Origin of the sequence: Vibrio sp. MMH1-50 (assembly GCF_022347645.1) — a bacterium.
In the GTDB taxonomy this organism is placed as follows: Bacteria; Pseudomonadota; Gammaproteobacteria; order Enterobacterales; family Vibrionaceae; genus Vibrio; species Vibrio harveyi.
Genome location: NZ_JAKRGG010000017.1, coordinates 23,170 through 35,540, shown reverse-complemented (window position 1 = coordinate 35,540; position 12,371 = coordinate 23,170). Strand labels below are relative to the sequence as shown.

At 43.7% G+C, this 12,371-nt stretch carries 12 protein-coding genes; 5 read left to right on the top strand and 7 right to left on the bottom strand.

The genetic code is table 11. The annotated features are described in order from the left end of the window. Positions 1-192: 192 nt before the first annotated feature. From MHO32_RS14030 to MHO32_RS14020, 3 genes are all read right to left on the bottom strand, one after another. Positions 193-1,557, bottom strand: a complete 1,365-nt coding sequence (locus tag MHO32_RS14030; RefSeq protein ID WP_005452434.1) for a YjiH family protein — start codon at positions 1,555-1,557, stop codon at positions 193-195. Between the two features lie 409 nt (positions 1,558-1,966). After that, positions 1,967-2,638 (bottom strand): YoaK family protein, encoded by a 672-nt coding sequence (locus MHO32_RS14025; protein ID WP_026000373.1) that lies wholly within the window; start codon positions 2,636-2,638, stop codon positions 1,967-1,969. Between the two features lie 157 nt (positions 2,639-2,795). Next, positions 2,796-3,197: a GFA family protein gene (locus MHO32_RS14020; protein WP_005452431.1), complete on the bottom strand. Its 402-nt coding sequence runs from the start codon at positions 3,195-3,197 to the stop codon at positions 2,796-2,798. A 149-nt stretch (positions 3,198-3,346) separates the two neighbouring features. On the opposite strand from MHO32_RS14020, the gene MHO32_RS14015 reads away from it, so the two are divergent. Next, the gene (locus tag MHO32_RS14015) at positions 3,347-3,976 is read left to right on the top strand and encodes a hypothetical protein (protein WP_005452429.1); all 630 of its coding nucleotides are present in this window, start codon (positions 3,347-3,349) and stop codon (positions 3,974-3,976) included. A gap of 123 nt (positions 3,977-4,099) precedes the next feature. Then, a complete protein-coding gene (locus MHO32_RS14010) occupies positions 4,100-5,386 on the top strand; it encodes a peptidoglycan DD-metalloendopeptidase family protein (protein ID WP_005452428.1) in 1,287 nt (428 codons plus the stop codon). 35 nt (positions 5,387-5,421) lie between these two features. Here the strand turns inward: MHO32_RS14010 and MHO32_RS14005 are convergent, their stop codons facing one another. Both MHO32_RS14005 and MHO32_RS14000 read right to left on the bottom strand, forming a co-directional pair. Next, the gene (locus tag MHO32_RS14005; RefSeq protein ID WP_005452427.1) at positions 5,422-7,242 is read right to left on the bottom strand and encodes a putative bifunctional diguanylate cyclase/phosphodiesterase; all 1,821 of its coding nucleotides are present in this window, start codon (positions 7,240-7,242) and stop codon (positions 5,422-5,424) included. 257 nt (positions 7,243-7,499) lie between these two features. Continuing rightward, positions 7,500-8,387, bottom strand: coding sequence for a LysR family transcriptional regulator (locus MHO32_RS14000; protein WP_017190772.1), 888 nt, complete (start codon positions 8,385-8,387; stop codon positions 7,500-7,502). A gap of 111 nt (positions 8,388-8,498) precedes the next feature. On the opposite strand from MHO32_RS14000, the gene MHO32_RS13995 reads away from it, so the two are divergent. From MHO32_RS13995 to MHO32_RS25770, 3 genes are all read left to right on the top strand, one after another. Continuing rightward, complete coding sequence (locus MHO32_RS13995; RefSeq protein ID WP_239212575.1) at positions 8,499-9,689, top strand: multidrug effflux MFS transporter; 1,191 nt, start codon at positions 8,499-8,501, stop codon at positions 9,687-9,689. Between the two features lie 120 nt (positions 9,690-9,809). Continuing rightward, positions 9,810-10,157, top strand: a complete 348-nt coding sequence (locus tag MHO32_RS13990; protein ID WP_239212565.1) for a hypothetical protein — start codon at positions 9,810-9,812, stop codon at positions 10,155-10,157. Positions 10,158-10,291: 134 nt separating this feature from the next. Then, positions 10,292-10,426, top strand: coding sequence for a hypothetical protein (locus tag MHO32_RS25770; RefSeq protein WP_005452414.1), 135 nt, complete (start codon positions 10,292-10,294; stop codon positions 10,424-10,426). A 67-nt stretch (positions 10,427-10,493) separates the two neighbouring features. Here the strand turns inward: MHO32_RS25770 and MHO32_RS13985 are convergent, their stop codons facing one another. Together MHO32_RS13985 and MHO32_RS13980 are read right to left on the bottom strand one after the other, a co-directional pair. Further along, positions 10,494-11,108, bottom strand: coding sequence for a glutaredoxin domain-containing protein (locus MHO32_RS13985; RefSeq protein ID WP_005452412.1), 615 nt, complete (start codon positions 11,106-11,108; stop codon positions 10,494-10,496). A 62-nt stretch (positions 11,109-11,170) separates the two neighbouring features. Next, a complete protein-coding gene (locus tag MHO32_RS13980) occupies positions 11,171-12,010 on the bottom strand; it encodes a DMT family transporter (protein WP_005452406.1) in 840 nt (279 codons plus the stop codon). Positions 12,011-12,371 lie beyond the last annotated feature (361 nt).

The following is a 12,371-nucleotide window of genomic DNA, read 5'->3' as shown; positions in this document are numbered from 1 at the left end:
TATCTTGTGTGTCTAACTAATTTAACTAGATGAATTTGAAATGATATTTATAAGTTATGTATCAAAAATGAGACGTAAAGAAAGCGAGGGTAGAACCAAAGAATATGGTGAATCTGAGCTAAGAAAACAAACTGATGTTACAAATACAAAAAAGGCCCCGACAGAGCGGAGCCTTTATCAATTGCATCAAATTTAGAAAATAAGATGAGCTACACCTGCAATGACAGGTAGCGTAATCAGCGTGCGTAGAATGAAGATTACGAACAGTTCTACGATGTTCACTGGAATCTTACTACCTAGAAGCAGAGCGCCCACTTCTGACATGTAGATAAGCTGAGTTACTGACATTGCTGCAATTACAAAGCGAGTCATTTCGTTATCGATAGATGCCGCTAGGATTGCTGGGATAAACATATCTGCAAAACCAACAACGATAGTTTGAGACGCTGCTGCTGCTTCAGGGATTTGTAGCAATTCTAGGTAAGGGATAAATGGTTGACCTAGGATCTCAAATACAGACGTGTATTCTGCAATGATTAATGCCACGGTACCAAGACCCATAACCACAGGAAGTACGCCAAACACCATGTCGATTGCGTTATGTACGCCTTCTTTAAATACCGACTGTACAGAAGTCACTTGACCAGCGCGTTTTAGCGCAAGATCCATACCCCAAGAAAAAGTCGTGTGACCAGCAGGTACTGCGTCCGCATCTTTTTTCGGTTCGCTGCCATCCATGTAACGGTCTTTCTTTAGGCTCAATGGTGGTAGGCGAGGGATGATAATTGCTGCAATAACGCCAGCTAGACAGATTGCGCCGTAGAAAGGCAGGAATAGGTGCTCTAGTTGAACCTGAGCAAGGACAACCAAACTAAAGGTAATCGATACTGCTGAGAAAGTCGTACCTACAACCGCAGCTTCACGTTGAGTGTAGAAGTTGTTTTCGTATTGTTTACTGGTTAGTAGGATACCCACACTACCATCACCCAACCAAGAAGCCATACAGTCGATCGCGCTACGACCTGGCAAGTTGAAGACTGGGCGCATTACTTTACTTAGTAGGGCACCGAACAGTTCTAATAGACCAAAATTAAGTAATAAAGGCAGCAATAGACCTGCGAAAATAAATACCGCGAATAGCGTTGGTAGCAGACCAGTAAGAACAAGACCGCCTGTGTTTTCTTCCCAAATTGCTTTTGGACCCACTTGGAAGAACGTCATCAGCACCGCTGCACCGCCAATTAGGCGAACCAACAACCAAAGTGGAGACGGATTAAATAGACCGTTCAAGAAACCGTTACGTAGGATTGCTGCTGGCTTGAAAATTTTGCAAAGAACAGAAGCTAGCGCCATGAAAGCAACAATAGCGGTTACGATAGCAATTAAAGTATCGCCAAGAACTGCAGGAATGACTTTTGCCATTACCGCGACAGGGATTGTCAGACCACCATCGTAAGAGATTGGTGCCATGAAAAGTAGAAGACCGATTAGGGATGGGATGAAGAACATCCAAAAGTTGCCCTTAGGCGCTTCAGCAGCATTAGTGTTGTTATGCATTGTTTGTCTCGTGTTACTACTAGTCAATACTCGCCATATTCCATGACATAAATATTCACTAAACATCCGTATTTAATCACAGTGTGCGGAGATTACCCGCAAACTGCATCCATTGCAATACTATTCATTAAATACATCTAGTTATTCAGCCGTTTTTTCGGCTAAAAGTACTAAACCTAGAATGTTGTATATGAATTTGTTGCTCGTGTTAGAAAATTGTAGCACGTAAGCTGCTCAGTGCAGAGTGTTAAGGGGTACAGTGTGACTAGAGCAATAAAAAGCCTAGCAAATGTGATTGGGATCTCAAGCCAATGACAGCGTTTTCTGCCAGTAGATAGGGTTTATAGGCTAACCGAGTGACAAGAGAGATAAGACGGTTTAAGTCGAATGCTTAAACCGTCATTAAAAACTAGGCGGTTTGGTTGCGGCTCTGCAAGTAGAGGTAACTCCAGTATGCAATGGCAATTATAAAAGCTAACAGAGCCGGGAAGGCTAATGCGTACAGCTCGTAAACGTTAAATAAACCTGCACCAGCTGTACCGCCTAATAAGAAGCCAAGGAAGATAAAGATAAACAGCTTGGCTTTACGTCGGTCAAACTGACGTCCTCGCAAGCTCTCTCCAATCATAATACCGAGGTCAGTAATAATACCGGTCATGTGAGTGGTTCGGACGACAGCTCCGCTGAATGTTGTGATCATCGCATTTTGTAAGCCGCAAGCGGCAGAGGCAAGGTATTGACCATAAACATTACCTTGTACCAGAAAGCCCAAGCTGAGCAACAGCAGGCTACCCTCTATGCAAAGAGCTACACCATAGCGACGACCAAGCTTGAGCGCGCTGCTTTCGATAAAGAATCCACTAAATGCAGAGCCAATCAAAAAGCTAAATACAATAAGGAGCAGGTGAATGGTTGTATCCACACCTGTTAGCAAGCTGTTCCCTAGCTGAGTTACGGTTCCGGAAAGATGCGTTATCGCTTGATGTTGAAAGCCGAGAAGACCCACGGCATTGACGCAACCTGCGAGAAGAGCAAGCAGAAAAGCGCCATATTCCACCCAACGAGGAAGTCTGGAAATCACAATAAAGCCTCACCAAATGTTAGGAGCAGATTATAGCGCTCGTGGCGCGGAACGAAAGTACTTACGCGATTACTTGGTTGATCATTCTCAATAAAGTCTCAACTATTGTTGAGCAAACTCAAATGTTGAGAGAGTTCAAATTCTGCATAACAAATATTTATCTAACGTGTTCCATGGTGCAATCAAAGCTGACCCATCCCTGTTTTCTTTGCTCATAAATGGAAATAGTGGGTTGTGGAAACTCTTTATTGTTAAACAATCCCATTGGGATCACCACGTAGTCTGGGACGTCTGAAAGCAGTAAGCGCATTGTTGTACCGCATGCCGGGCAAAATTCGTAATGCACTTGATTTCCTGAATCGGCGATACGAGTATAACTGGTGGTATCGCCATCTAATATTACTTGGTCTTTGTGAAACCGAGCTTGAACACCAAACACACTCCCCGTGCGCTTTTGACATTCGAAACAGTGGCAAATAGAAGTGCGAATGGGCTCCGCCGTGCAACGCAGTTGGACTAAGCCACAGGCACACTCGCATGTGTGGGTGATTTTTGTCATCGTTATTACCTATTGGTTGCCCACCAAACAGTTTAGTTTAATTTTGAAACACTTGAGTCAAAATGAACGGATAGGCAGAGCGGTCTTCGCTCTATAAATGGTATATACTCCGAACATAATTCAGAGAACAAGAACACAAGGAAGTCTTCATGACTCGTAAGAGAATCCTACCTATTCCCCTCATTCTCCTGATCCCAATCGTACTGTTAGCTGTGGTTATTATTGCGGGCATTTACCGGTTTAGCCTTTCTGATGATGAGATCATGGCAAAGTTTCCTCAAGCGCAGGCACAATCTAATTCAATCGTAGCGGAAGTGCTGGGTATTCAGTCACGAAATCCGTGGACTGTTCAAGTTCCAGAGCAGGGTGCGGTGACTTTTCTTGATGAGTGGGATAAAGAGCATGGTTTTTTAAAAGGTCAGTATGATGCTGGTGCAACAAAAGGCGAGGTACTGGTACCTACCGAGTTTATTGCGCAGCGTAACGTAAGTGAGACCCCTTGGATTGTGGCTCCTGTGATCGTGACAACACAAGGTTCTGGGGCGTTTTACTACATCGGTTTATTTAAGTTTGATGCTGTACCAAGCCGTGTTGTATTGCTTAACAGCGTTTTCATTGGTGATCGAATCAAGATGTCTTCATTGAAATGGAACAGCGATACACAAATTTCGCTTTCATATCTTCAACATGGAGAAGATCAAGCGATGGCAGAACAACCAAATCAATTGATTACAACCACTCTTAAACGTGTAGGTAATAACTTACATATGCAACAGTAATGAATTTTTTTGTCTTCTGTAAAAAATAAGTGTTTTCTGCGCTAGATCTCGTAATTTCATAGTGATTTCTTATGCGGGAATGCATAAGCTATGAGCCTTGTTATAAAGGAGATAGTAATTCCCGTGTCTACAAATGAAATTACAACAAGACGGTTGCCGAATCTGACAAGTCGTAAAGCGCTACTGTTGTACTCCTTGCCAGTATTAGTTGCGATTGGTGTTTCTAACTCTCTCAAAGAGTCTTCCCTTACTAAAACCATCGCCCTTAACTTGCCTGAATCGCGAGTTGTAGAAAATATTCTTGAGGCAACAACAGCAGAAGTTGTCTCTCCCCCAAATTTTGAATACCAAATCCAAGCAGGTGACAACCTGAGCTCCATTTTTAGCCAACTGGGCTTTGGCTACAGTTCGTTGATGAAAGTGATGGAGACGGATTTGAACTTCCTTGCTCTTGATACTTTAAAACCCGGCAACACATTGCGTTTTTGGCGTGATGAGTCGACGGGTGAATTGGAAAAGATGGAGCTTCAATTTTCTATCGCCGACAAAGTCGTTTATCGTCGTAATGCTGATGGCAGCTACGATTTCTCGGACATCTCAATCCCAGGTGTTTGGCATCAAGAACCTTTAGTTGGCGTGATTCATGGTAGTTTCTCGTCATCAGCAAATCGTTTGGGCTTGAGCTCAGCGGAAATCAGCCAAGTGGTGAACCTACTAAAAGAGCAGGTTAACTTCGGTAAAGACTTACGCGCAGGTGACCGATTCGAAGTGGTTCGTCGTTCTCAAAGTATTGATGGCGTACCGACTGGCAAGAACGAAATCGAAGCAATTAAGATCTACAACCGTGGTCGTGAAGTGACTGCTTATCTTCATACCGACGGTCAATTCTATAATGCGAAAGGTGAGAGCCTACAGCGTGCCTTCCAACGTTACCCTGTTAGTCGAGGCTGGCGTATCAGCTCAGGCTTTAACCCGAAACGTCTTCATCCTGTAACGGGTCGAGTTGCACCTCATAACGGTACTGACTGGGCTGTGCCTATCGGTACACCAGTAGAAGCAACGGGGGATGGCACGGTTATCATGACACGTAAACACCCATATGCGGGTAACTACGTAGTGATTGAGCACGGCAGTAAGTACAAGACGCGCTATCTGCACCTAAGTAAGATCCTCGTGAAGAAAGGTCAGAAAGTTTCTCGTGGTCAACGTATTGGCTTATCGGGTAAAACGGGACGTGTAACAGGTCCGCACCTTCACTACGAATTGATCGAATACGGTCGTCCTGTTAATGCAATGCGAGCGAAGATCCCGATGGCAAGCTCTGTGCCTAAAAAGGAAATGGCGAGCTTTATTGCTACTCGAGACGAGATGGACAAACTGCTTAAAGACAAAGAACAAGCCGTTTTATAAATCACAAAAAAGACCAAACATTGTTTGGTCTTTTTTTAAGCGCTTTTCATCTGCTTTTCGTTGATGATGCCAATTAGCTCGTCAACATTGTGTGGTCTCGAATAAAAATAGCCTTGAATATGGTGGCAACCCATTTCAATGAGCTTTTGCAAGGCTCTGTCATCCTCAACCCCCTCAGCAATAAGATCAACCTCAAGCAACTGAGCCAGTTGAGCGATCAACAAAACGACTTGTTCTGACGTCGTATTTGAGAGCATGTTGCGTACAAATGTCGCGTCGATTTTGATGCTATCGATAGGGTAGTTGTGAATGTAGTTTAAGCTTGAGTAGCCTGTGCCGAAATCATCTAATGCGACCTTAAAGCCTAGATAGCGTAACGAATTCAATACCATCTGTTCTCGACCACTTTGTGACAGCAAGACTGTCTCTGTAAGCTCGATAACAAAGTCTGTAGCTTGGTGATGGTATTTTTCTAGAATCCGAGTAAGGAAGTTCATGTAGCGATTAGAATCAATAAGTTCATGAGCTGAACAGTTAATTGAAAGCTTGACGGTGTAACCCAGTTGTCGTTCTAAGTTTTGTTTTGCGCGGCAGGCGAGTTCCACGATGCGCTCGCCTAGCTCAATGATTAACCCTGATTGTTCGGCGGCTTCAATAAATTCCACTGGCGAGACGTTGCCATAAACGCTGCTGTTCCAACGCGCGAGGATTTCAAAGTAGTCCCAACGGTCACTGGTGATGTCAACAATTGGCTGGACTACGACATAAAGCTCTTCATTTTCATCAATGCTTAAACGAAGCTGCTCACGCAGTGCTTCAATCAGTTGTGTCTGGCGATGGTAAAGTGCACTTAAGTGGGTGTCGTAATGTTGAATACGGGTGTCTCGGCGTTTTTTACAGTCTTTTAGCGCAAGGCTCGCATTCAGTATTAAGTCATCACTATTCAGCATATGCACAGGCGCTCTCGCGATCCCGATACTGACAGTGAAAGAAATACGATTGGATTTGTCTGAATAGCCTGCTTCGATTTTATCGAGGATTTCTTGGCAGACGCTAACAGGATCTTCGTCATAGGTAATAAAAGCAAACTCGTCACCTGCGACTCGAAACGCATTGTTGGGCGAGGTTAAGCTTTGTTGAATCGCATTTGCAGTGAACTTAATGATTTGGTCACCGATGTAGTTACCGTTGATGTCATTGATGGATTTAAAGTTGTCGATATCTAGATACGCAAGACTAAAAGGGCGAGTTGCCTGCTGAGTTAAGGTCTCCAACGTATCAGCTAAACAACTGCGATTGAGCAGCCCTGTTAGATTGTCATGAGAGACTTCGTAACTGAGTTGGTTGAGAAGTTTGTCTGAGCGTTCACTGATCCACTTTTCTCGCAAACTATGGATGATGATGTTTGCATAAAAACGGTGATGGAAGATGATTTCTTCGGCTTCAGCTTCGCTGATGGAGTGAGTAAATGTTGACACTAAGATGCCTAACACTTCACCTGTATGTGTTTTTAAAGGAAGTCCGATATACGCTTGAATGCCAGCGTCCTGAAACATTTGGTCTTCAGGAAATAGCTTGTAAACTTCATCTTGATAGAAGATGAGTTCGCCAATGTCTTGTGCGACTTGCTCACAAGGAGTGCCTTCTAATCCGTAACACATGCTGTCTGCGATGGTTCCGCCACTAGAGTTGGAAAGTGTCACCGCACAATGTTGTAGGTGTGCTATCTCAACTACGCAAGTACAGTAGCTTTGAAATTGCTGATGGAGCTCAAGCGTTACTCTGTCGAGTAGTGCGCTACCATTGAGCTTTAGAATTTCATCAAGTAACTGGATACTTTTTTGTTCATGATCCATTGAACATTTCACCCGACGTTGTGTTTACCCATATCGTGTTTGTGTTGGCTTTATTACACGATCTTTTCTCATTTAATCGATATGCATCACGTTAACTATTGTTTACTTCAGGTGATTTTTCAAACTCAAGATACGTTTTATTGGTGATTTTCAACCATAGGGTGAGGTGCTAGGGGAGCTAACTCTCATCAAAGTGGTAGTCGCTTTGGAGAAGGCTAGTTACTCTCTAGTACTTGAAGCACCAGAGAGTCAAAAGTTTAGGCACGTTTCTCTTCTTCTAAGCGCGTTTTTAGATAGTCGAGAAACAGTTGAGTTCGGGTGTGTTGATAGTCCAGCTTTGGGTAGTAGGCATATACAGTCGCTTCATCAGCGGTCACTTCCGGAAGAATGGGTACTAAAGCGCCGGATTTTAGGTCTTCTTTGATCATCACGTTATTAGACAGCAAGATTCCCATGCCTCGTTTAGCACCATGGAAGAGGGCTTCTGGGTTCGTCGTGGCGAAATTTCCCGATAGGCTGACACGTTTTCCACGATTGGTCTTGATTTCTCGTACTGGTTTCTCACCCCAGATTAAAACGTTATGCTGCGACAATTCTTCGATTGTTTTTGGTGTACCGTGTTTCTCTAGATAACTTGGCGCAGCATAAAACTGAGCTTTGTGCTCGAACAATGGGCTGGCTTTAAAGCTGAGGGAATTGAGTTGCTCCAACTCACGGCTGATAAACAAATCTAGGCTAAGTTCTGGTATCTGACCTGGTAGCGTGGTGATCAACTGAAGTTTAATATCAGGGTATTTTTCAAGAAAATCATCAAGATAATGTACTAAAAATTTAGAGCCTACCGCCAAAGTCGCACCAATTTTAAGTAGTCCTGCTGGTGATTGGTTAACAGAGCGGGTTTCATCTAAAACGGATTGCCAAGAGTCGAGTTGGACTTTGGCTCGTTCATAAAACAAAGCGCCTGCTTCAGTTTGGCTGATCGAGCGAGTGGTTCGCTTTAATAATTGAACACCAATCTTGTCCTCTAACCATTGGATACGTTTACTGATGGCGGAGCTGGTTGTGTTGAGTTTTCTCGCTGCTGCGTTAAAGCTACCTTCCTCGACTACGCGAATATAGCTATTAACGCTCTGAATCCAATCCATCTTATTCCATCCTCAGGGGAAATAATCCCTTTCCATTTTGGTTTATTATCATCTTTGAGTATCAAATATACACTGTCTGTCGTGAAACTGTCATGACGTAAGGAGGGTATATTGCGTAAAACACCATTATTGTTGGCGATGATGATCATCGCGACTGGTCAAGTAGGCGTCAGTATCTATCTTCCCTCTTTGCCTTTGATTGGTCACGATTTGAATCTTCCTCAGCATACGATTCAAAACTTGGTTACGCTGTTTCTTGTCGGATTTGGTGTCTCACAGCTAATTTATGGTCCTTTATCCGACGCAATTGGTCGCCGTCCTGTATTTATCTTGGGACAAAGTGTGTATCTCGTCGGAACCATCATCTGTATTGCCTTTGCGGACCACATTTTTGCACTTGAGACCGGACGTCTACTACAAGGTCTTGGGGCTGGGAGTGCCTCTGTTCTTGGGCGCTCTGTGTTGCGAGATAGCTATGATGGAGCGCAGCTCACAAAGGTGTTGTCATACATCTCGGTGACTGCTTCTGTGATGCCGATTGTTGCGCCTTTGTTTGGTGGATGGATTGCTTATCACATTAGTTGGCATGCGGTTTTTGTCTTCGTTCTTATTTATCTTACGGCGATCTTTACCCTTGGCTTTATTGTGCTGCATGAAACGCTGCCATACCCCAAACGCCACTTTGAGCCAAAACGTGTGATGCGCAATTACTTTGAGTTGTTGACCAACAAACAAGTAATAGGCAGCGCAAGCTACAACTGGTTGAGTTACTTATCAGCTTTGGTGACACTGTCTCTCTATCCGTTCTTAATGCAACAAGAGCTTGGTCTCACTGCTGCCGATTACGGTACCTTGATGATTGTGCCTTCGGCAGGTTTATTGATGGGGAGTTTAGTTCTCAACATCATCAATGCTCGATACAAAGAGCAACAGATCCTTTTGATGAGTTTTGTCATTGTTGCCTTTTCAGGAGTGATGCTTCTTATATTGCCGTTTACAGCGACATCTTTGCTCATTGCCTTTACGTGTTTGAGCTTCGCGCAAGGCATGTCTTTCCCTGTTTCGATCAGTTTACTGCTATCGCCTCATAAACGACAGGCAGGTGCGGTATCTGCATTGTCGGGTTCTATTCAGATGTGTTTAGCAGGGCTATTTGGCGGCTATCTGGTAGAAACTTGGGTAACAACTCAACATCAACTCGGCGTCTTTTATATTTCGATTGCAGTGATTTCTTGTTTGGTGTTGGTGGTTGGACAGTTCCGTACCCTTTCTGGTGGTTTAGTCCAACCAGAGCGTTCTTAGTTGAATGTGGTTGCAAGGGCATGTTGTCCTCTCTAAAATGCGCAACCAATTATTGTGTCGTTATCTACACTCGGTTAATAGTGGCATATCGACAACACCCGTTCATTGTTAGGTGAAATCATGCAACAAAACGAATTTGAAGCTCTACTGAAAGAAATCGGTCAACAAGAAAACCTACCTCAAGCGCTAGAGCTATTAAAAGCATCTGAGGAAGAAGAAGTCGCTCAGGCTGCTGAATCGCTAACAGGTCAATTCGGTCTTGCTGAAGTAGAAGGTGAAAAACGCATTTACCACATTACGGTTCAAGCAGATGAGTCTGGTGAAGAGAAAGAGTTCGTTGAGCATGTAATGAATGAAGGTGACCACCTGATCAAGTTTGCGGCTTGGTTCTTCGAGACTTTCTTTGAAATTAAACTGAAAGACACCTACAAAGCAGCAGGTAAAACATACCAGCAACCTAAACGTTAATTACGTTTCTTATTCGCTAGGATAAAAATTTTTGTAATTAAATTACAAAATAAATGTGACCTATACCTTGTTTTATGGTTTTTGTGGTGTAAAATTACAACATAAACCAGTTAATTGCTTCTTAGGAGAAGGTCATGGGTTACGAACTTGGTGGTGTTTACTTTGGTCAAATGATGGCTAAAGACGCGATGCACAAAGCGCTTTACGGTAAAGCGAAGAAGAAAAAGCCTTCTATGTTTGCTCGCGTAATGAAAAAACTAGCGAATTAATAAGAAAAGCCCCGATGTCATATCGGGGCTTTTTGCATTCTGGCTCTGGGTATCTCAATCGATATATTTAAGCCGTTTGACTTGGGATCTCGACAACGTTATCTGGCACGCTATCTAATCCTTTCTCAGCCAACCACTTTTCCAGATTATCCGCGCCTCCAATGTACTTACCGTCTAACCATATTTGTGGCACGGTCACTGGTGTTTTTTCACCAATGATGGCTTTCACTTCAGGGATCATACGATATAGGGCTGCGCTGTCTTTCACTACATCGTGATATTTGTAGTCAACGCCAGCTTCATCAAGCAACTTTTTCGCTTTAACACAGTAAGGGCATGTCGCCTTACCGTAAACGATGTTGCCTTTAAGCTGATCTCGCTTGGTCCATTCAGCAATGACAGATTGAACAAGCACGCCTCGGTTTAGCGCTTCCCCTTGGCTGACGACTTTGCCTTCAACGACTAGGATAGGGGCATGCCATGCTCCAAGTTTTAATGGCTCCCACCAATGAGACAACCAATCTTTCACTTCTAGCTCGACTGGCACATCTGCTAATTCATTTTCAAATGTGTCAGCAAGAATATCTTTGGTTAATGTACATTCCCCGCATGGGATATTGACTTTGAATGGTCCCCAACTGCCGGCCCAACGATACAATGTAATTTTGATTGGCTGTGTCATAAGATGCTCCTCATTTCCTTTCCTGAAAATATAGAACTCAAAACCGAGAAATTTCTTTCAAATTACTTTCTTTTTTTCGCTTCCCAATGAGTAATGAAAGCAATGGAGCCGATAATGATTGCAGCACCAAGCCATAGTCGACCTGGTGGCACCCAGTTGAATACTAGCCAGCCTGCAAAGACATTTAAGGGCAGTTTCGCGTGGTCGAATGGTTGTACAAACGATGCATCAGCGACAGCGTAAGCTTTGACTACTGCCCACTGGGCTAGTGCCGTAAGTATGCCTGCGGCGATTAAGATTCCCCAAATGTTCCAGCCTTCAGGCATTGCAAATGTAGGTGCCGCCAGCAAAATATTAAAGGGCGTGATCAAGAGCAGTAAGTAAACCACCATGGTTGATGGTGGATCGTTCACCGACAGCTTTTTCACCATTAAAGAATAAGATGCCCAGAAAAAAGCCGCGCCGACAGGCAGTAACGTTGCCCAGGTAAAAGAGTCTGACCAAGGCTCAAGAATGATCATTGCGCCAATAAAGCCAGTAAGCGTTGCGATCCAACGAGCAACACCTACTTTTTCCTTCAGAATTAAACCTGAACCTACCGTTGCAAACAACGGTGAAGTCATAAGCAAAGCGATGCCTTGCCAGATAGGAACCGGATAAGCGAGAGCCCATAACCAAAGCTGGATACCGATAACCGCCAAGAAGATGCGCAATGCATGCCACCCAAAGTGGTTAGTACGTAGAGACTGACGAATTCCTAATGTTCGCAGATACGGCAAGATAGCGAAAAAGGCGATAGCGTATTGGAAGAGTGCAAATGTCGTGGATGACACACCAAAGTGAATACTTGCGATTTGAGCAAAGCTATTAACGATGGCAAAAGCCAAGCCTGCGGTAAGCATCCAAGATGCTCCTTGGACAGGATGATGATTCAATTGGATATTTCCGGTTTTAAACAATAGATAGGATCATACGTTCTAATGTTGGGGTAGCCAATAAAAAAATGCCTCCCAGAGGGAGGCGACATTACCAATTCAAAGGACGTGCCTACCGAAGTAGGTACAAAGAACGAGAAGCACAAACGCTGCCATGCATTTGCTCGTTTTTAATATTGCAGCTAGTGTGCCAACTTTTAACGTGTTGATTTTTAAAGGGTGAGAAGGGCGTGTCTAACGGCTACTAGAGGAATTGCACTAACTTCGGGAGTAAATGCATTAAAAGAGGGCAGTTAGGTTTAAGTAGAAAAGCTGTTGGTCTTATCTC